The following is a 20669-nucleotide window of genomic DNA, read 5'->3' on the forward strand; positions in this document are numbered from 1 at the left end:
CCAGTTTTATAACTTTCTATCTATTCAAATAATCATATTTTTTGCCTTGATAACTGTTTCTAAGCTCCATTTCCCTTTCAATTCTATTCAATATTTCGATTTTAGGTAAGCTCCAATTTCCAAAAACAGTCCCTTCATGAGGTGGATCAGCTACCAATCTATGGATGACGATTTCAGGATCAAGGTATTCCAGGAAATTTATAACTCTATCGATGAATTCATCTAATGATACAATTTCGATTTTACCGCTACTGAACAATATTTCAAGAGGGGTATTTTTTACCACATAGAGCGAATGCAGTTTAACTCCATCAATCTGTAAAGCGGATAACATTTTCGCAGTTTCTATAATATCCTCAAGGCTATCCCAAGGTAAATTCAATATCACATGGGCAATTACTTCCAGATCGAATTTTTTCGCTCTTATAACCGCATCTACAAATTCAGCCAGAGTGTGCCCGCGATTAATTTTACGAAGAGTTCTGTAATTTGCCGTTTGCAATCCCAATTCAAGAAATACATCAACGCGTTTTTTGAAACCAGCTATAAGCTCCAGCACTTCATCTGGTACAAGATCCGGCCGTGTTGAAATATCTAAAATTACTACATCATCATGCAATGCGCTTGAATAGAGCTCTTTCAGTATTTCCAGTGGTGCATATGTGTTTGAATTTGCCTGAAAATACGCCATGAATTTTTTTATGCCCCTGCTTTTCAGTTTTTCCATTCGTTCTTTCATTTGCTCCTGAATGCTTAGATTTCTATTTACTGAAAAGCCGCTACCGGTTGCATCGCAATATATGCAACCCCCGGTAGCTAATGTGCCGTCCCTATTAGGACAGGTAAAACCTGCGTCTATTGGTAGTCGATAAACAGGTTCTCCGTAGCGTTTTTTAAGATATGATTTCAGGTCTTTATAACGCTTTTCACGATTCAATAGATTTTTCCATCTCCTTTTTGTATTCTTTAAAGGTTTTCACGGTTTTCTTTACAGAATCCTTCTCCCCTCTAAAAACATATATCCATTTTCCTGAAAGCCATGATTCGATATAACCAGAGCCTGTGTTCCCGTTGAGTTCGCCGTATAAACCGGGAATGGCACTTAAAGCAACTTTAAGGTCATTAAAATTAAGCTGCCCCCAGCTATACCAGAAAGAGGATGCATTACCAGTTTTGTCGAACTTGATTATGTAGATTTCCACTGATTCGGTTCCTTTAGCAAGCCTTATGCTCAGCATAACCCCATTTTCTATAACCAAGTCGTCCAGCTTTCCATCAAGTTCTACTCGCGTTGACACAACCATATAGCCATCAGGGGCGAAACCGGCGAAATTTCCGGGCGAAAGTTCGCGATTTGTGCTACTACACGAAGTCAAAACAAGAAGAAAAAGCAGCCCGATTACCCATTTGAATTTATTCATAAAATCCTCCTTTCAAAGCATGCACAGGCATTTTTGAAATCTTCTAAAAGGGATTCGGGCGTTTTAACTTGTCTCAATTTCTTTTGTGATAGGAGTTCAAGATACTTCCTATAAGGGATGCCTGTACCTGGTTCCGATATGTTCGGAGATATTTCCAACAATGGAACCAGAACAAAGGATCTGTTTTGCATATCATAATGAGGTAAAATTAGTCGCTCTGACTTATATTCCTCATTTCCAAAGAGTAGAATGTCGATGTCTATGGTTCGCGGACCCCAACGTATTTCACGCTTTCGATGCAATTTTTTCTCAACCTGCATGACTATGTCCAGAAGTCTTTCTGGTGTTCCACTATATCTATATTTCCCGACGCAATTGAGAAAAGCGGGTTGATCAGTTACACCATAAGGTTCTGTCTCATAAAGGCTTGATATATCAAGTAATTCAACCCCTTTTTCTTCAAGAGCGCACATGGCAGAAGCGATGTTTGCTACTTTATCACCGAGATTACTACCAAAGGCGAGATAAACAGTCTTCATCTTCAATCCTCTCTCTTACCTTCCAGGCTTTTTCTTTCAACATCCTTAGTGATGTTGCAGTGATCCCTTCTGTCCACCAATAGGGGAGCAAAGAATTGTCCAGCATCAAAGGATCAATGTTTTCAGGTAATTTTCCAGTCTCAACGAGTTCCCTCCATTGGGGAGTGCCCGGAATAGGTGTGAACTCATTTATAACGGGTATAATACCCAGTTCGTCGCATTTGTCTATTGCCCTTTCAACATCTTCGACACTTTGACCCGGAAGATTTGCTATAATATATGCGCTTATTTCGCTACCTGAAAAGCCTGCGAGCTTTAAATTTGAAACAGCTTTAACGAGGTCCATGTCAAAAACCTTTCCGCCTGTTTTTTCTTGAAGAACTGCATTGGATGTTTCATACCCCAGCTTTATGGTTTTGAAATTCACTTTCTTCATCAATTTTGCGGTTTCGACGTCTACAAGCCTTGCGTGCACTCCATTTGGTAAATGGTATCTTAGCTTAAGTTCTTTGCTGTCGAGAATTTTTAACAGCTCCCTGAAACCGGGACCTATTAGAATAGCATCATCAAAGAACACTATATCTTTGACACCTTTATTCAAATATAAGTTTTCTATTGTACCTGCTGTTTTTTCGGGGCTTCTCCGGGAGAAAGCATCCCACAATTTCCAGCTCATGCAATAATTGCAGTGGTAAGGACACCCTGTACTTGTAATTAATACAGCATAACTCAAAAGATCATAATGTGAGTAGTCCGGGTCGAGTTCTTGAAGAAAGTTTTCCTTCAATGAAGCTTCAATGCCCAAAAATTTAAGAGCGTTGCTCACAGGTAAAATTCCCGTGCCCGGGCTTATAAAATCAGCGCCTGAATGGGATAAGGCATGTCCAGGAAGAATTGATGCGTAAACCCCACCAAGAACAACTGGTTTATCAGGTAGCTCTTCTTTTATTACTTGTATCGTATCACGTACTCCGTAATGCCAGTAAGTCATCATTGAAGTCACAAATACAGCGTCAAACCCTCGATATTTCTGCAATTTTTTCCGAAATAGAATTTCAGGAAATCCATATCTTTTAAACTTGCGGGGTATGTTCTTTAAACAATCAGGTTTTTCAATAACCTCGCTATGAAAATTTCCCGTACCATAATATTTATCCTCTGACTTTTTCCCCGTGAAAGATTCCAGCTCTTTATCGTGTCTATCAAGCAGATCAATAAGAGCGGTTTCGATTCCACCTTCTTTCAAAATCGAAGATATATACAAAAGGCCCAGAGGTTTTAACCAAAAATCATATGCAGCTACATCTTCAATCCATGGATTTATTAGCAATATCTTCTTCAAGATTCCTCACCCGTTTGCAAAATTCTTTAATTCCTTTAAGTGTCAACTCAGCATTTATGAAATCAAAGAAACCATCTCTTTTATCGAAAAGCCTTGCATATCCTCCGGTGGCTACAACTACTGGTTTTACAGGATAGTATTTGATAATCTGTGAAACGAGACTTTGCAAACCAAAAAAGGTGGTGTTGATTATTCCGATTCTGATGTTGTCACCAGTATTTCTGCCAATAGGATTTTCGACAAAATGAAGTTCTACCTGCGGGAGCTTTGCGGTGCCAGAAAAAAGCGCTTTCATGGAAACATACGGTCCGGGGATAATAGCCCCGCCAAGAAAAGCACTGTCTTTAAGTACATCAATAGTTATCGCCGTTCCCACATCAATAATAATTACATTATCACCATAAAAGCTCTTTGCGCCAAGGATATTGGCAACTCTATCCGCACCAATTTCCGGAGGGAAATCGACATCCCATTTCACGCCTATATTTTCAAGGGCAGAAACAAACAGTGCATTCTTGTTGATGTATTTCTCTGCAAAATACTTGAAAGAGCTGTTTACCGAGGGTACAACGGAAGCTACACACAGGTCAGTAATTCCCTCGACAGTACTGCCATTCCTGTTCAGGAATTCTTTGACCATTATGTATATCTCATCTTCGGTTCCCAATCTTACAGTAGAAATCCTCCATTTTGCTTTCAATGCATCTCCATCCCAGAGGCCAAAAACTGTATTGGTGTTTCCAACATCAACAAGAAGCTCCATAAGAATCCCTCCCGGTAAATGCTATCACCTTTTTTCATACTCTTCCATGCAAAAATATTACAAAAAAGACGCCTGAGGCGTCTTCAAATACGTGGGGGCCAGATGATGGGTTTTAGAGTTTTCTTGCTTCTTGCTCTGTCGATAAGGGCAATTTTGAAAGGTAACGTGAATTTTAAGGTACCCAGGATACTCCTGATTTTTGATAACTCACTATCTTCGGCGAAATTTAACAACATCACATTTTCTTTCCAGGCTAATTTATGAATAGCCTTTAACAGGTATTTACCGTCTTTTGAGTTTTCATAGTCAAGAAAAATGACATTCCACGAATGAATCGGTTCGTTGAGAGCTGGAATCCTTACAAAGGGAAAAAGTTTCGTGACCAAAGCCGCTAAATCTCTGAACAGCCTTAATCCTATCGGTAGCCTCGTAATTTTTACATCAAATTCTCCCAAAGTGTCCCAGATAATAGCCGTGGCAGTTCTATATTTCGCGAGCTTAATTTTACCTTCAGCAATGAGTTTTGGAAAGAAATTTTTCCCGAGATCAAGGGGTACAAGGTCGTAATCATTCTTTTTCTCATCATAATAATTTTGCAGAACCTGTGGGTCCGGGTTTTCATCTATATTAATTCCTTTTATATTACCTTTTCTAACAACAGGGACAGTATAAAAATTCAATACTCTTGCGGGTTCAAATTTCATATGCCTTAAAATTTTGACTGAATTTATATTATCAGCTTTTACTGATCCAAATCCAAATTCCACATCTGAATTTTCAAGAATATCACTCATTTTTTGAATCACAGCTTTTAGCCAGCGAGCAACACGCATGCGATATTTTGGATTGGTTCTCAAACCATACATGTAAGCGCCTCGTTGTTTCCTGCCTTCAAGCCAGTAATCGGCGTACCCCGAACCTACGCATCCAATGATATCGCCACTCTCTTCGTCCTCAGCCACAAGCATAAATCCATCTTCAAAGTGGTTCATTTTCTCAAAAAAATCCTTCCTTTCAGAAGCAAACCAGATGCTGCCTTCCTGAGAAGAAGTTCTTTCGATTTCAAGAAGTTTTTCATTATCCTGGGGTTGTGCCTGCCTTACTATCATTCATTTTCACCTCTTTTTAGATACTCTCTGAACCAGCTGAGTATTGCTTTAAGCCTTTTTTCCCTATGCACCGGGGATCCGCTTCGTGACAGTTCATGATTTTCCCGGGGGAAAAGCATCATTTTAGTGGTTTTCCCCAGGCGCCTTAGCGCCGTGAAGAATTGCATGGCTTCGGGAACCCAGCATCTGTAATCTTCAAGAGAATGAATTAAGAGCAAAGGAGTTTCAACATTAGAAACATATGTAAGGGGAGACTGCCTTATGTAGGCTTCAAGGTCTTCCCAGAAAGGTTTTGACAAACCGATTTGATCTTCTGCAAAGAAATATCCTATATCAGTTGTTCCATAAAAAGATACGAAATTTGATATGGAACGCTGAGTAATCGCTGCTTTGAAAATGTCCGTATGGCCGACAATCCAGTTTGTCATAAATCCACCATAAGAACCACCTGTAACTCCAAGATTCTCTGAATCAATAAAAGGAAATTCATTAACCGCATATTCTACTACTTCCATGATGTCCATGAAATCGCGTTCACCATAATGCCCTCTGATATCAGCAAATTCGCTGCTATAACCATGGCTTCCGCGGGGATTGCAATAAATAACAGCAAATCCATCGGCGGCAAGCATTTGAAATTCATGAAGATAAGCGTTTCCATAAGCCGTTTTGGGACCGCCATGAATTTCAAGGATTGCGGGATATTTTTTATCAGCCCTGAAATCTGGCGGTTTCAGAATCCAGGCGTCGATTTCTTTTCCATCAGAAGCGGTTACCCTGAACATTTCTGGATATGAAACAATATAGCCATTGATCCACCGGTTAAATGATGTGAGCTTTCTGGCTTTTCCATTTGAGTTTTTATAAATCTCAAGGGGTTTTGAGGGACTTGAAGCAGTAAAAATCAAATCTTCCTTCTCGGAAATATCAAAAGTGTCAATACTGCCCTGTATATCCAGAACATCTGTTATATGCCCTGCGCTATCGATTTTTTTAAGCAGGACTTTGAATCTTTCTGTAACAAGGAAATAAAAAGAATCCTTTACAACCTTGAACTGGCGTCCTCCTACTCCCCTAACATCGCTGTTGAGGGCATTGAATATCGGGATATCATAATCCTTGGTTAAAGGAATGAATTGTCCATCCAATGTAGCAAGCGCTATAAAGGGATTATTTGAAAAGGCTCTGGCAGCTTCTATGGCAATGACAAAGAGTTCGCTGTTGTTCTTCCACCTTGCAGCTGCAATACTTATTCCCTCAGGTGATAATCTTGTTCTTTTCCCTTCTGAAACATGGTAAAGCGTTGACATTACAGGGTCAACCTCAGGATTATCCTTTACGATAGTTACATAAGAGGTTCCGTCGGGAGAAAACATCACATCAACAACATCAGCGGAAGCTTCTTCGGCAAGTTGAGTGACTCTTCTCCTTTTTGTGTCAAAAACAAATGCCTTCCTTTTTTTCCCTTCTGTAAAGCCTTTGCCGTTGGATAAGAAAGGTATGCTTTCAATCTCATACACCTTTTTCTCATCATCTTCTTTGACCTTTTTTTGAGTACAGCCGGTATATGAGACAAAGGATATTTTGTCCTTTCCAGCCCATCTCAGATTTGAAAGGGGTTCAAAAAATTCCTGCATCTTCTCGGCTTCACCACCATCAAAGGGCAATGAATAAAGGAAGGTTCCTCCTGATTTCTCTCTTCTGGACAAAAAAAACAACCTTTCGCCATCAGGGCTGATAACTGGTGAAAAGTCGTTATTGCCATAAGTCAACTGCCTGAGATTTCTGCCATTTAATCCTTGAATCCAGATGTTGCTTCTGTATCTATTCCTCTTCTTGTCGATATCTTTCCTGACAAAAAGAAATGCCTCTTTCAGAGGTATGAAGTGGAGTTCTCCTACACTGACGTATTTGTAAATATCCCATGGTTTTATAGTTTTCATGCCATCCCTCCTTGATTTATTTTATCATCAATTGATATTTTCCATATCTTGCTTTATAAAAATAGAAACATATATCGAATCATTAACTCGCTTTCGCCATAAAAAGATGTGATAGAATTTGAACATGAAGGAAAAAGCCAGAAAGTATAAGCTCAAACCTAATCCCGTTCCAGAATTTATCAGTGGTGCCTTGGATCCAGAACAACTCGATGCAGTTCTTAATTCTTCTGGAAGAACACTGATTATTGCAGGACCAGGATCTGGAAAAACAAGGGTAATAACCTATAAAATTGCGCATTTAGTGGCTTCCGGCATAAAGCCTGAAAATATCTTGCTTGTGACATTTACCCGTGCTGCTTCAAGAGAAATGATAGAAAGAGCCCGAAGGGCAAGCGGTTCTGATCTGAAAGGCATGCTTGCTGGAACTTTTCATCATATTAGCAATTATTTTCTGCGAAAATATTCAAACCGCATTGACATTAATTCCAATTTCACGATTCTTGATAGAGAAGATGCAAAAGACCTCATAAAGCATTGCCGTTCCCAGCTTTTAGAAGAAACGGGAAAAAAGAATTCTTCTATCCTTCCAAGTGCCGGGGTACTTCAATCTATTTACTCCTATGCAGTTAACTGTGGCCTTTCGCTCAGGGAGTCGATAGTTCATCAAAACAGGAAATTTCTTGGGGTCGAAGAATATATAGAAGAAATCTGGAAACGATATACCATCTTGAAAAGCGAAAACAACTCGTTGGATTACGATGACCTGTTGATAAAAGCCCTCCAATTGTTCGAAAGCAACCCCGAAGCACTTGAAATCGAATCAATGAGATTTAGATGGATTCTTGTGGATGAATTTCAGGACACGAATATCCTCCAGTACAAGCTTATAGAGCTGTTATCCGGCGTGCATGGAAACCTTGTTGTCGTGGGAGATGATGCCCAATCGATTTATTCTTTTAGGGGTGCAAGATTTGAGAATGTATTTGACTTTCTGAAAGCCCCGGATACAAAGACTTTCAAGATTCAAACAAATTACCGATCAACCCCCGAAATAGTCCGTCTTATAAACAACATCATTCCATCAAGCGCCATTGAGAAGAGCTTGAAGGCAGTTAGAAATCCAGGCCCGATGCCTGTTATCGCAGAAACCTGGGATAACATGGAAGAGGCAAATTTCGTTGCGCAGAAAATTGAAGAGCATATAAACGATGGAATATTACCGGAGAAAATCGCAGTGCTTTATAGATCGCACTATCACTCTCTTGAATTACAAATGGAACTGGACAGAAGGAAAATTGACTATATATTGTTTTCCGGCCCAAGGTTTGTTGAAACAGCTCATGTAAAAGATATAATTGCCTTTTTGAAGGTCCTTGTAAATCCTTACGACCAGCTTTCCTGGGGGAGAATTCTTCGCTTATTTCCAGGGGTTGGCAGTATGACATCGGTAAAAATAATAAACGCCTTACAGGCCTGTGAGGGAGATCGGGATAAAATAATAGAATTGCTTAAAGAATTCAATGGTAGTCGAATCAGGCTTGAAAACCTTCTGGCAATTCTGGAACCCGTGAAAGACGAAAAGCAGCCAGTTAATGTTATACAAAAAATTTTTGATACCTTTTACAGTGATTATCTGGACGAGAAGTATCCCGATGCACGCGACCGAAAACTTGATATAGAAAGGCTTATGGAAATTTCAGAAAGGTATTCAAGCATTACTGAATTGCTCGAAGATCTTGCAGTCAGCGAAAAGGTAGACATAGAGAGAGAAAGAACCAGAAAGGAAGCCCGGGTTGTTTTAAGTACCGTGCATCAAGCAAAGGGATTGGAGTGGGATGTTGTATTCATTATTGCAGTTAATCCCGGTGATTTTCCCAGCTATTTCTCTCTCAATGAAGGTAACATAGACGAAGAAGAACGGATTTTTTACGTGGCTGTCACAAGAGCAAGGGATTACCTGTACATAATTAAGCAAAAGGGTGGAAGAAGCAGGCCCATGATGGGAAACAGGTACGTTTTTCGCGCTGGTCATGATTTCATAGCGAAAATCCCTGAAGATACTGTGGAATTCTGGGATGTAGGATGGGATCTATAAATCTCATAAATACTCTAAGCTAGGGGGGAAAGAAATGGATGCGTTATATCTACCACTAATCGCAGGTCTGATTTCGACGTTTTTTGCATTCATGATGCTCAGAAGAACTCTCAGATTTTCTCCTGGAACTGATACGATGCGAAAACTCTCAGGCTATGTACAGGAAGGAGCCTCAACTTTTCTTGCAGCAGAAGCCAGAAAAATCTTTGCAGTGGCTATTCTAATAGCTGCCGCTCTGGGTATCCTGTTCCAATCTTACAAATACCCGATCGCTCTACTCTTTGGTGCTCTGGTTTCTGAGCTCGCTGGCGTCATAGGTATGTACGCCGCTACAAGGGCCAACGCGAGAGTTGCGGAAGGCGCAAAGAGTGGGCTATCACAGGCTTTCAAAGTGGCTTTTTCAGGCGGATCAGTAATGGGACTTTCTGTGGCAGGATTTTCACTTACCGGGCTTGCGATAATAATGATAATCTTTAAAGACTCTTTTGTTTATGAGAGTCTTACGGAAATTTCAAAAGCCTTTGGGAGAATATCTTTTCTTGATTCAGTAATGATAATAAGCTCTTACTCTCTGGGGGCCAGCTTGATTGCTCTTTTTGACAGGGTTGGCGGTGGAATGTACACCAAAGCCGCTGATATGAGCGCTGACCTTGTTGGAAAAATTGAAGCCCAGATACCCGAAGATGACCCTAGAAACCCCGCTACCATAGCGGATAACGTTGGAGACAATGTTGGGGATGTCGCCGGATTAGGAGCTGATATTCTTGAGTCTTATGTGGCCTCTGTTGTCTCTGCAATCGTTCTCGCCATATTTATGAAGCTCGCTGATAAACAGGTTGTTGATGGGGTTGTCCAATGGGGTATGAATTCTGACCAATATTACAGATTGATTCTTTTACCAGTGTTGATTGCAGGTGCCGGGGTAATAGCGTCGTTGATAGGCGTGATTGTTGTTTCAAGTTTGAAAGCAAAAGATGCCAGAAAAGCTCTGGGCTTTGGCAACATATTCACCGGAATTCTGGTTTTGGCTTCCACAGCTTTTGTAATAGGTTTTTACGCGCCTGATTACAAATTCAAAGATGCCTTTATTGCCAACCCGGATTTTGTCTCAAGATGGAGAATTTTCCTGGCGATCGCAAGCGGGCTGATTGCCGGTTTGATTATAAGCAAGTTAAGTGAATATTTTACCTCCACGGATTATAATCCTACAAGGAAGCTTGCTCAAAAGACACAATCTGGCGTGGCTATAAATATCACTTCTGGTCTTGCTCTTGGTATGGGAAGCACATTGTGGCCTGTTATTACGCTTGCTCTCGCAATACTCGGTGCTTATTGGGCTGCGGGTGTTTATGGAATAGCAATTGCTGCTCTGGGAATGTTATCCTTCGTTGGATATATCGTAAGCGTGGATAGCTACGGCCCGGTTGCGGATAATGCCGGTGGTATAGCACAAATGGCTGAACTTGACCCAAAGGTTAGAACGATAACCGATAAACTCGACTCTGTTGGAAACACAACAGCAGCAATCGGAAAAGGGTTCGCCATTGGCTCTGCTGCCTTTGCTGCTCTCGCTCTAATCGTTTCATACATTTGGAGTGCTGCACAATCTGCCGAAGAGATAGTAAACAACCCCGTCATAAACCTTGTGGAACCTTATACGATTATAGGGGTGATAATAGGTGCAATGCTTCCGTTTTTCTTTACTTCATTGCTTATAAAAGGTGTTGCTGATTCAGCAGATTTGATGATAATGGAAATCAGAAGGCAGTTCAGAGAACATAAGGGAATACTCACAGGTGAGGAAACCCCGGATTACAAAAGATGTATTGAGATAACGACAAAGGGCGCCGTCAGCAGGATGCTCGCACCAGGGCTTATAGCAATTCTTACTCCCTTTATTGTTGGTTTTCTCTTTGGGAAGGCAGCCGTAGCTGGCTTACTACTTGGTGGCCTGGGAAGCGCGATTATGATAGCTTTGTTCACAGCAAACTCCGGCGGCGCATGGGATAACGCAAAGAAATTTATCGAAGAAGGCAACTATGGTGGTAAGGGAACAGACGTACATGCAGCTGCCATTGTTGGGGACACAGTCGGTGATCCCTTGAAAGACACCGTCGGGCCATCTATGGATATATTGATAAAACTTATGTCGGTAGTTTCTCTCGTCTTTGGTTCACTATTTCCAAACAAGCCATTTTTCATGTGAGAAAACAAAAATGTTCTTTAATGAAAATAGCCTCCCTTAGGGAGGCTATTTTCTATTACATGAGTATTCACATTTGTTCGATAAGCTAACTAAGTTGTATAATAATACTGGAGGTGAGAAAATGTCAGCACCAGTCATAAAAAAACAACCGAGAAAATTCTTTCCGGAGGAACTGGATCTTTCTGAGTGGAGTAATGTGGAGCGAGAACTAAATAGCTTATTAGAATTTGGAATAAGCTCAGAGAAAGATCTCGAAACCTTTCTTGAAAGGTTCAGTGAGCTCTACATGATTTTGCAGGAACAGCTCGCATGGCGGTATATAAAAATGACCTGTAAAGCAGATGACGAAAAGCTGCGGCAAGAATATTCGAATTTTTATGCAAAGGTTTTTTCTAAGGCTGAGCCATATCGAATAAAGTTAATGAAACGATTCTACGATTCGCCTTACAAAAAAAGGCTGGACAGAAGCAGATACGCACATCTGGATAGACTTATTTCGAATCGTATCGAACTCTTCAGAGAAGAAAACCTCCCTCTGGAAATTAAGGAAAAAGAGTTATCTTCAAAATTCGGGTCCATTATCGGGTCCCTTACTATTGATTACAAAGGCAAAGAATACACTATCATGCAACTCTCAAAGTTTCAGCACGAGCCAGATCGGAAGGTTAGAGAAGAAACCTGGAAATTGATGATGAACAAACTCTCTTCCGTAAGAGATACTCTGGAAAATCTTTTTGACAAACTAAAAGAGATAAGAATTCCACAAGCAAAAAACGCTGGCTTTGATAACTACCGCGATTATATGCATGCAAGAAAGCAGAGATTTGCTTACTCTGTAGAAGATATCTTCAGGTTCCATAACTCAGTTGAAAGCGTTGTAGTTCCTTTTGTTAAGAAGCTCAACAAGGAAAGACGTGAACAGCTAAAGTTGGAAACGCTGCGTCCCTGGGATACAGTCGTGGAGCCATCAGGTAGAATTTTGAAACCCTTTGAAAACATAGATGAATTTGTTGATAAGGCGATAAAAATATTATCTAAATTGGATCCTGAGTTTGGCATAAACCTTGAAAAAATGAAAAACAGTGGTTTGTTAGACCTGGAAAACAGAAAGGGAAAAGCCCCTGGCGGTTACAATTATCCCCTTGATGAAACGGGAGCTCCCTTTATTTTTATGAACGCCACGGGTGTTCCAGAAAACGTTAGGACTTTGCTTCATGAATCCGGCCATGCAATGCACTCCTTTGCTACTGTAAAAGAGCGCTTATTGCTTTACAAGCATACACCACACGAAGCAGCCGAGCTCGCTTCCATGTCAATGGAATTGTTGACGCTTGACTACCTGAACGAATACTATCCCGACAGCGAAGACCTTAAACTAGCAAAGCGCAAAGAACTCGTTGGAACTATTTCTTTCCTGCCGTGGTGCATGATTGTCGATGCTTTCCAGCAGTGGATTTATACCAATCCTGATCATTCTCCTGATGAGCGCGATGATTATTTTGCGTCGCTTGTCGATAGGTTCAACACAGGCATAAATTGGACAGGACTTGAAAAGGAGAAGCGCATAAGGTGGCTGCTTCAACCGCATATTATGACCTCTCCTTTCTATTACATTGAATACGGAATAGCGCAGTTAGGAGCAATTGCCCTATACAGGAATTTCAAGAGAAATCCAGAAAAGGCCCTTAAACAGTATAAGAATTTTCTCAGTCTCGGGCATTCAAGACCTCTTGATGAATTATACAAAGCCGCTGGAATCGATTTTGATTTCAGTGAAGGGTATATCGCTGAACTCGTGGAATTTGTAAAAGGCGAACTGGAAAAGTTGTAATTTCATACAGTACCAATTATTAACACAACAAGGCCCATATGGGCCTTGTTTGTTATGTGATGAAAGCTGGAACTTATTTCTTATCCAGTGCCTTTCGAGCAAGTTTGTCTGCAATTTCATTATACAAACTGCCTGAATGAGCTTTTTCTTTTACCCAATGGATCTTTATTTCTCTGGCAAATTCACTGACACGTTTTACATATCTTTGAGTATAGGGAACTTTCGCTTTCCAGATACCGCAACCCCATTTTTCAAGACCTTCATAATCGTAGTGAAGCCATATTTCTTTAATCCCTTTATCTCTTGACCATTCCAGAGCTTTCAATACGCCTTCAATTTCACCCGCGATATTCCGGGGACCAGCTTCGAGTTCAAAACTTCCTGAAAAGGTCTCTATGATTTCACCGCCATTTAAGCATACTACGCCATATGCCACCCGATTATCTCTGTAACTGCCATCTACAAAAACGTGATAACCGGGAAGTATAATTCCTTTGAATTGCCTCCACAACCTGTAAATCTCTTCTCTAGGTTGCGATGATATATTTTCGGGTAAAACAAGTTTCTGATCCCCCCTGGAATTCTTATAAATACTTATTGAAAATGGAATTTCTCTGAGCTTTATTACCAGAGAATACTCCCTTGATTTATAGCCTGACACGGTGTATCCATTAGACTCCAAAAAAGTTATAATTCTTGAGATTTCATCTTGTGTGAACATAAACGCTCCTTGTAATGATTTTGTTAAATTCCAATTATTTTGCCTATAACTAAACTCATTTTGTTAAATATTTTAGCACACTTCGCACCAAACAATGAAGGATATTCGTATTAAACATATGAATTAAATTAATGTATGATATCAATTCTATTTCAAGGGAACCAGCAAATATATGTACAGCCAATTTGTTCCTGCGTTGAAATATTATATAATGATATTGAAAGTATTCTAAAAGAGGAGGTGTTATCTATGAAAAAGCTGCTTTTAGTAATGATGATTATAGGAATTTCAACGCTTTTCCTCGCAAATGGCCTATTTGCTGGTATAGGTGGAACTTTCTTCGGTGATTTCTCGACTAATCCTCCAACATTAGAAGGTGCTGAAATCTATGGACAGGTTGATCTATCCATTTTTACTTTACAGCTTCCCATCGGGTATTACGATATTGCTTCAGATGTATTTGATCAATACTCTGAGCCAGATATGTTCCTGGGTTTAAATCTAAAATTGCCTGTCTGGTTCCTCTATTTGAGAGGGCAGGTCACATCGCCACTTAGCAATATACAAGCTTATGTGAATGGAGAAATTGGAGAGGACCAGATTTACCTCTTGACAAAACTCGGGATTGGAGCAAGAATCGCATTTTTCTTTGTTGAAGCCGGCATGGATGGAGCAACCTATATCTCAGATATAAACATGTTTAATCCTTTCATGTTCCCATATGTAATGGCAGGAGTTGCTTTCTGAGATAACATAATAAAAAGGGGCGCTCATGCGCCCCTTTTATTTTGCCTTAATTATCCTTCTGCAAGTTTTTTGTATGTTTCATAGCGTTCCTTTGCTTCTGCTTCTGCTTTTGCAAAGAGTTCTTCAGCAATTTCCGGGAAGGTATTGAGTAGCGAAGTGTATCTGACTTCACCCATAAGGAACTCCCTGAAAGAAGCTGTTGGTTCTTTTGAGTCAAGGATGAATGGGTTTTTACCCTGTTTCTTCAGTTCAGGATTATAGCGGTAAAGGTGCCAGTATCCTGCTTCAACGGCTTGCTTTTCGCGGAACTGGGTTTTGCCCATGCCCATTTTTATGCCGTGGTTTATACAGGGGGAATAGGCGATTATCAGAGATGGACCTTTGTAATTCTCGGCTTCTGTAAGTGCCTTCATGTACTGGTTCATGTTGGCTCCCATGGCAACCTGTGCTACATATACATAGCCATATGCCATTGCCATCAAACCCAGATCCTTCTTTTTTGTCTTCTTACCGGAAGCTGCAAATTTTGCAACCGCAGCTGTTGGAGTGGCTTTTGACGATTGGCCGCCAGTGTTGGAGTAAACTTCCGTATCGAATACAAGAATATTCACGTCTTCATTCATGGCAAGAACGTGATCCAATCCACCATAACCAATATCATATGCCCAGCCATCTCCACCTACTATCCATACTGATTTCTTGACAAGAAAGTCTTTGTTGTCCTTGATTTCAGCGAGTATTTCGTTAACTCTCTTTTCTTCGAATTTCATATCGAGAATGGGAAGTATCTTTTTAGTAGCCTCACTGGAGGCTTTAGCATCATCAATAGCGTTAAGCCATTCCTGGAATGGTGCCTTGATATCATCCGGAAGCTCAAAGCTGAGAAGCTCATTCATCAGCTCAGCAATGCGTTCTCTTATATGTTTTACTGCAATAGCCATGCCAAATCCATACTCTGCATTGTCTTCAAAGAGCGAATTTGCCCATGCAGGTCCTTTCCCTTCTGCATTTGTAGTGTATGGAACAGAAGGTGCAGAAGCTCCCCAAATCGAAGAACAACCCGTAGCATTAGCTATAATCATCCTGTCTCCATAGAGCTGTGTGGCCACTTTTATATAGGGGGTCTCTCCACAGCCTGCACAAGCACCCGAGAATTCAAACAACGGTTTTGAGAACTGGCTGCCTTTGACTGTGGTTAAGGGCAGGAGATCCTTTTTCTCGCTTATGGTTTCAGAGAATTCCCAATTCTTAGCTTCATTCATTTGAGTTTCAATGGGTTTCATTACGAGGGCATCGGCGGGACATACATCTGCACAGTTACCGCAACCGGTACAGTCAAGTACACTAACCTGTATCCTGAATTGGAGCCCCTCGAATTTCTTTCCGCCAATGGCTTTCTTTGTAGTATAACCTTCCGGAGCCCTTGCCATTTCTTCCTCATTGAGAAGGAATGGTCTTATCACAGCATGTGGACACACGAAAGAACACTGGTTACATTGAATACATTTATCGGATATCCATTCAGGAACTTCAACTGCAATGGCACGCTTTTCATAAGCAGCTGTTCCAAGGGGGAATGATCCATCTTCTCTGCCAAGGAAAGCGCTCACTGGCAGGCTATCACCCTCCTGCCTGTTCATGGGTTCAAGAATTTTCTTGATGAATTCTGGCTTCTCTTTTTCTTCGGTCTTTTCATCAACGGCGTTTTTCCATGAAGCAGGAACCTCGACTTTCACGAGAGAGCTTATTCCCTTATCTATTGCCTCATGGTTCATCTTTACGATATCCTCGCCTTTTTTGCCATAAGTCTTAACAACTGCTTTCTTTAACAGATCGACAGCTTCATCGATATTCATAACGTTGATGAGTTTAAAGAAGGCAGCCTGCATGATCATGTTTATCCTGCCACCAAGACCTATCTCCATTGCGATCTTTGTAGCGTCAATTGTGTAGAAGTGAATATCGTTCTCTGCAATGTATCGTTTCATGTTTGCTGGAAGGTTCTTTTCGAGCTCTTCTCCTTCCCAGCTGGTATTCAGGAGGAAAGTGCCACCTTTTTTCAAGCCTTTCAGAAGATCATACTGATTGACATAAGATTGCTTGTGGCAGGCAACAAAATCTGCTTCGTCTATGAGATATGTTGACTTTATCGGCTTTTTCCCAAATCTCAGGTGCGATATCGTGACACCACCAGATTTCTTTGAATCATACGCAAAATACCCCTGAGCATAGTAGTCTGTATTGTCACCAATTATCTTGATAGCGTTTTTATTTGCACCAACTGTACCATCAGAGCCAAATCCCCAGAATTTGCAGCGAATTGTCCCTTCAGGGGTGGTATTGATAACCTCTTTCACTTCCAGTGAAGTTCCTGTAACGTCATCAACTATGCCAATAGTGAAGTGATCCTTGGGTTTTTCGGATTTGAGGTTATCAAAAACAGCTTTAACCTGAGAAGGTGTGGTATCCTTTGAACCAAGTCCGTATCTTCCACCAATTATTAAAGGAGCGTTTTCCATTCCATAGAAAAGTGACTTTACATCCTCATAAAGGGGTTCACCAACTGCACCTGGTTCCTTTGATCTGTCGAGGACAGCTATTCTCTTTACTGTTTTAGGTAGAACATCAAAGAAATATTTCGGAGAAAAAGGTCTGTAAAGGTGCACTTTAATAAGTCCAACTTTTTCTCCCTTGCTGAGTAGATAATCTACTGTTTCTTCGGCAGTTTCCGTAACAGAACCCATAGCAATAATAACGTATTCTGCATCAGGCGCGCCGTAATAGTTAAAGGGTTTGTACTCCCTGCCTGTTAGATTTGATATTTCCTTCATGTACTCGGCGACCACATCAGGAACAACATCATAGAACCTGTTGGCTGATTCTTTTGCCTGGAAATAGATATCAGGATTCTGTGCTGTTCCCCTGATTACCGGGTGTTCGGGATTGAGCGCATTTTTTCTAAAGGCTTTAACCGCTTCATAGTCAAGCAATTTTCCAAGGTCTTCATAGTCGAGAACTTCAATTTTCTGGATCTCATGAGAAGTCCTGAACCCATCGAAGAAATGCAGGAATGGGATTCTGGATTTGATAGCGGACAAATGTGCAATTGCAGCAAGATCCATTACCTCCTGTACACTACCAGAAGCCAAAAGCGCAAAACCTGTCTGCCTTGTGGCCATAACATCCGTATGGTCCCCAAAAATGGATAGAGCATGTCCTGCAACTGCACGGGCACTAACATGGAACACCCCGGGAAGGAGTTCTCCGGCGATTTTGTACATATTCGGGATCATAAGAAGCAGTCCCTGTGAAGCTGTAAAAGTAGTTGTAAGAGCTCCTGCAGCAAGTGAGCCATGAACCGCCCCGGATGCTCCCCCTTCAGACTGCATTTCCACGACTTTCACAGTCTGACCAAAAAGGTTTTTACGTCCATTAGCTGCCCAGGCATCGATAAATTCTGCCATGGGTGAAGATGGAGTAATAGGGAATATAGCAGCTACATCGGTAAAAGCATATGCGACGTGGGCGGCAGCAGTATTCCCATCCATACTCTGCATGCGTTTTGCCATGTTCAACCCTCCTTAATCGAAGACGAGTGTATGAAAATATCCTTGTGAACCATTTAACTCATTTAATGATAGCACACTCTTAAAAAGTTTTCGACTAAAAAACCATTCAATAAATGGCAAAAAGATGAACACCTTTGCTATAAATTGAGCATCTGGAATTTTTGAAAAATAAAGTTGTATTATAATGTATCTGATCATTGAGTGTTTCACAGTAATTCCCAAACCACAAAGTGATTGAATTAATCGGGATTCCGAGGAGTAGCAATGAGAACTAATAATTAAAGAATCAAGAATTTCAAGGCTTTTTCTTGTCCTCTCGGATTCTCGGTTCTCGGCTTTTCAAGACACACATAACCTAAAACCGACAACGAAAAAATCAAGGAGGTAACCTATGGCTTATTTCAAGAGGGGAAATGTAGAGCTGTATTACGAACTTCATGGTGAAAAAACCAAGCCAGTTGTTGTACTTTTGAATGGAATTATGATGTCCACGCTTTCATGGCATGGCCACTTGCCTGATTTAACACGTTTTTTTCAGGTATTGCTTATGGATTTCAGAGATCAGGGAAAATCAAGCAGGATGTCACAGAACTATGATATTTCTATTCATGCTGAAGATCTTAACGCTCTACTTGATCATCTTAATATAGATAAGATTAATGTTGTAGGCCTTTCTTATGGGGGACAGGTGGCACAGCTTTTTGCGTTGATGAATCCTCAAAGGGTGAATGCTTTAGTCCTTTCCAATACTCCTGCACGAATTTCACCATATCTTCAAGAACTTGGCGAAGCCTGGAAAGAAGCTGCGCGGCTATATGATGGTGAGAAATTCTTTTCACTGGCTATTCCTTTCATCTATTCTGATACTTTTTACAACAATAATCTGAAATGGCTAAAAAAGCGCCAGGAAGCCTTTAAGACACTTCTCGATAAAGACTGGTTTAATGGTTTTATAAGGCTCGCATCAAGTAACCTGAGCTTTAACACACTCGATGAACTATCCGGTATCAAAAGCCCTACGCTTCTGGTGATGGCTGACAGAGATATCATTACTCCAATCAACGAAATGGAACTCATAAAAGAAAAAATTCCTAACAGTGAGTGCCTGATAATTCATGATGCCGGGCATGCAGCTTTTCTGGAAAAGCAGGGAGAATTCCTGGCTGCAGTTATGGGTTTTCTCCTCAGATATAATTGAGCTTGATAACCTCGTTAGGTCGTCTTCTATGCTCTTTAATCAGAACTGTTAGACTCTAATCCTATTTTGATATTACAGTTTGTTTGTGTAGTATTTAATTAAAATATGAGAGGTGGTTCAGTTTTCATTAATGAGAGGTGAATCACAGCACAAAATGGGGTGAGGTTTTGGAACATGTTGGAATTGCAGGAATAGGTATCTATCTTCCGGAGCAAAGAATTTCAGCCAAGGAGATCTCTGAACTCTCTAAAATTCCTGAAAATGTTATTGCTGAAAAGTTTGGTATCAGGCAGAAGTTTCTTCCAGGTCCCGGAGACACTACAAGCTATATGGCAATCAAAGCATCAGAAAAAGCCATAGAAGATGCTAAGATATCCCCCGAGGATGTCGATCTTCTAATATGGGGTGGTGGTCAACATAAGGACTACCCTTGCTGGCTTGCCGGATTAAAAGTTGCTCATGAAATCGGTGCTTCCCGGGCATGGTCTTTTGATATGGAAGCCATGTGTGGTTCTATGATGGTAGCCATAGATATTGCGAAAAGCATTATGCTCACCCGAAACGACGTTAATACGGTCCTGATAGCAAGCGGTTATAGAAATGTTGACCTAATTAATCCCGCTGAGCCTTCCACGAGTTTTATGCTTGACATTGGAGCTGGAGGTGCTGCTGTCGTATTGAAGAAGAACCTTGGAAGAAATATTGTTTTGGCATCCTCTTTCAAAGGCGATGGTTCTTTCTCGGAAGATTGCGTGGTGCCCGTTGGCGGAACTAAAAACTGGCCCATGAAAGAGCAAGATGTAAAAGATTTCTATTTCAAAGTTTCGGGTGACCCAGCAGAGTTCAAAAAGAGGCTCTCTGAAAAGACTACTCCGAACTTTTTCAAGGTAATAAGGGAATCTGTAAAAAATAGCGGATATCGTGAAAAGGATATTGATTATCTGGCTATTTTACACTTCAAGCGCTCAGCGCATTATGCCGTATTACAGGAACTCGGACTAACACCTGAACAATCCACTTACCTTGAGAATTATGGGCACATAGGACAAAATGATCAGTTGCTTTCAATAAAGCTGGGACTTGAAAAAGGAAAAATAAAAGATGGTTCTCTCATCGTTATGGTAGGAGCAGGTCTCGGTTTTGTCTGGGCAGCGACTACCATTCGCTGGGGGACAGTATAGATCG

15 protein-coding genes are annotated in these 20669 nt (G+C 40.8%); 6 read left to right on the top strand and 9 right to left on the bottom strand.

Annotation, left to right across the window (positions count from 1 at the left end; translation table 11 throughout):
• Positions 1–16 precede the first annotated feature (16 nt).
• From AT15_RS00840 to AT15_RS00870, 7 genes are all read right to left on the bottom strand, one after another.
• Complete coding sequence (locus AT15_RS00840) at positions 17–937, bottom strand: TIGR01212 family radical SAM protein (RefSeq protein WP_068345404.1); 921 nt, start codon at positions 935–937, stop codon at positions 17–19.
• The gene (locus tag AT15_RS00845) at positions 927–1421 is read right to left on the bottom strand and encodes a hypothetical protein (protein WP_068345406.1); all 495 of its coding nucleotides are present in this window, start codon (positions 1419–1421) and stop codon (positions 927–929) included. The genes AT15_RS00840 and AT15_RS00845 overlap by 11 nt, the downstream gene beginning before the upstream one ends.
• The gene (folK, locus tag AT15_RS00850) at positions 1418–1960 is read right to left on the bottom strand and encodes a 2-amino-4-hydroxy-6-hydroxymethyldihydropteridine diphosphokinase (RefSeq protein WP_068345408.1); all 543 of its coding nucleotides are present in this window, start codon (positions 1958–1960) and stop codon (positions 1418–1420) included. Before folK ends, AT15_RS00845 begins: the two co-directional genes overlap by 4 nt.
• On the bottom strand, positions 1932–3302 hold the full coding sequence (locus tag AT15_RS00855) for a B12-binding domain-containing radical SAM protein (protein ID WP_068345410.1): 1371 nt from the start codon (positions 3300–3302) through the stop codon (positions 1932–1934). The genes folK and AT15_RS00855 overlap by 29 nt, the downstream gene beginning before the upstream one ends.
• Positions 3268–4065, bottom strand: a complete 798-nt coding sequence (locus AT15_RS00860) for a type III pantothenate kinase (RefSeq protein WP_068345413.1) — start codon at positions 4063–4065, stop codon at positions 3268–3270. The genes AT15_RS00855 and AT15_RS00860 overlap by 35 nt, the downstream gene beginning before the upstream one ends.
• A gap of 83 nt (positions 4066–4148) precedes the next feature.
• Entirely contained in the window at positions 4149–5174 is a 1026-nt protein-coding gene (locus AT15_RS00865) for a GNAT family N-acetyltransferase (RefSeq protein WP_068345415.1), read from the bottom strand.
• Positions 5171–7117 carry a S9 family peptidase gene (locus tag AT15_RS00870; protein ID WP_068345417.1) on the bottom strand — a complete coding sequence of 649 codons (1947 nt, stop codon included), beginning with the start codon at positions 7115–7117 and terminating at the stop codon, positions 5171–5173. Before AT15_RS00870 ends, AT15_RS00865 begins: the two co-directional genes overlap by 4 nt.
• 124 nt (positions 7118–7241) lie before the next feature.
• On the opposite strand from AT15_RS00870, the gene AT15_RS00875 reads away from it, so the two are divergent.
• The 3 genes from AT15_RS00875 to AT15_RS00885 all read left to right on the top strand — a co-directional run bounded on the left by AT15_RS00875 (position 7242) and on the right by AT15_RS00885 (position 13249).
• On the top strand, positions 7242–9212 hold the full coding sequence (locus tag AT15_RS00875; RefSeq protein ID WP_068345725.1) for an ATP-dependent helicase: 1971 nt from the start codon (positions 7242–7244) through the stop codon (positions 9210–9212).
• 34 nt (positions 9213–9246) lie between these two features.
• Positions 9247–11418 (top strand): sodium-translocating pyrophosphatase, encoded by a 2172-nt coding sequence (locus AT15_RS00880; protein WP_068345419.1) that lies wholly within the window; start codon positions 9247–9249, stop codon positions 11416–11418.
• Positions 11419–11539: 121 nt separating this feature from the next.
• Positions 11540–13249 carry a M3 family oligoendopeptidase gene (locus AT15_RS00885; RefSeq protein ID WP_068345421.1) on the top strand — a complete coding sequence of 570 codons (1710 nt, stop codon included), beginning with the start codon at positions 11540–11542 and terminating at the stop codon, positions 13247–13249.
• Positions 13250–13322: 73 nt separating this feature from the next.
• On the opposite strand, the gene AT15_RS00890 is transcribed toward AT15_RS00885, so the two are convergent.
• Positions 13323–13970: an RNase H family protein gene (locus tag AT15_RS00890; RefSeq protein WP_068345424.1), complete on the bottom strand. Its 648-nt coding sequence runs from the start codon at positions 13968–13970 to the stop codon at positions 13323–13325.
• A gap of 249 nt (positions 13971–14219) precedes the next feature.
• On the opposite strand from AT15_RS00890, the gene AT15_RS00895 reads away from it, so the two are divergent.
• Complete coding sequence (locus AT15_RS00895; RefSeq protein WP_068345426.1) at positions 14220–14717, top strand: hypothetical protein; 498 nt, start codon at positions 14220–14222, stop codon at positions 14715–14717.
• A gap of 50 nt (positions 14718–14767) precedes the next feature.
• Here the strand turns inward: AT15_RS00895 and nifJ are convergent, their stop codons facing one another.
• Entirely contained in the window at positions 14768–18286 is a 3519-nt protein-coding gene (gene nifJ / locus AT15_RS00900) for a pyruvate:ferredoxin (flavodoxin) oxidoreductase (RefSeq protein ID WP_068345428.1), read from the bottom strand.
• A 391-nt stretch (positions 18287–18677) separates the two neighbouring features.
• Between nifJ and AT15_RS00905 the strand changes: the two genes are divergently transcribed.
• Positions 18678–19484: an alpha/beta fold hydrolase gene (locus AT15_RS00905; RefSeq protein ID WP_068345429.1), complete on the top strand. Its 807-nt coding sequence runs from the start codon at positions 18678–18680 to the stop codon at positions 19482–19484.
• A gap of 167 nt (positions 19485–19651) precedes the next feature.
• A complete protein-coding gene (locus AT15_RS00910; protein ID WP_068345727.1) occupies positions 19652–20665 on the top strand; it encodes a 3-oxoacyl-ACP synthase in 1014 nt (337 codons plus the stop codon).
• Positions 20666–20669 lie beyond the last annotated feature (4 nt).

The organism is Kosmotoga arenicorallina S304 (assembly GCF_001636545.1).
In the GTDB taxonomy this organism is placed as follows: domain Bacteria; phylum Thermotogota; class Thermotogae; order Petrotogales; family Kosmotogaceae; genus Kosmotoga_B; species Kosmotoga_B arenicorallina.

What these genes read in the sequence shown, in the direction of transcription:
- AT15_RS00845 (WP_068345406.1), bottom strand. Translation starts at nt 1,421, where the DNA reads ATGAATAAATTCAAATGGGTAATCGGGCTGCTTTTTCTTCTTGTTTTG.
- folK (WP_068345408.1), bottom strand. Translation starts at nt 1,960, where the DNA reads ATGAAGACTGTTTATCTCGCCTTTGGTAGTAATCTCGGTGATAAAGTA.
- AT15_RS00860 (WP_068345413.1), bottom strand. Translation starts at nt 4,065, where the DNA reads ATGGAGCTTCTTGTTGATGTTGGAAACACCAATACAGTTTTTGGCCTC.
- AT15_RS00865 (WP_068345415.1), bottom strand. Translation starts at nt 5,174, where the DNA reads ATGATAGTAAGGCAGGCACAACCCCAGGATAATGAAAAACTTCTTGAA.
- AT15_RS00870 (WP_068345417.1), bottom strand. Translation starts at nt 7,117, where the DNA reads ATGAAAACTATAAAACCATGGGATATTTACAAATACGTCAGTGTAGGA.
- AT15_RS00875 (WP_068345725.1), top strand. Translation starts at nt 7,242, where the DNA reads ATGAAGGAAAAAGCCAGAAAGTATAAGCTCAAACCTAATCCCGTTCCA.
- AT15_RS00880 (WP_068345419.1), top strand. Translation starts at nt 9,247, where the DNA reads ATGGATGCGTTATATCTACCACTAATCGCAGGTCTGATTTCGACGTTT.
- AT15_RS00885 (WP_068345421.1), top strand. Translation starts at nt 11,540, where the DNA reads ATGTCAGCACCAGTCATAAAAAAACAACCGAGAAAATTCTTTCCGGAG.
- AT15_RS00890 (WP_068345424.1), bottom strand. Translation starts at nt 13,970, where the DNA reads ATGTTCACACAAGATGAAATCTCAAGAATTATAACTTTTTTGGAGTCT.
- AT15_RS00895 (WP_068345426.1), top strand. Translation starts at nt 14,220, where the DNA reads ATGAAAAAGCTGCTTTTAGTAATGATGATTATAGGAATTTCAACGCTT.
- nifJ (WP_068345428.1), bottom strand. Translation starts at nt 18,286, where the DNA reads ATGGCAAAACGCATGCAGAGTATGGATGGGAATACTGCTGCCGCCCAC.
- AT15_RS00905 (WP_068345429.1), top strand. Translation starts at nt 18,678, where the DNA reads ATGGCTTATTTCAAGAGGGGAAATGTAGAGCTGTATTACGAACTTCAT.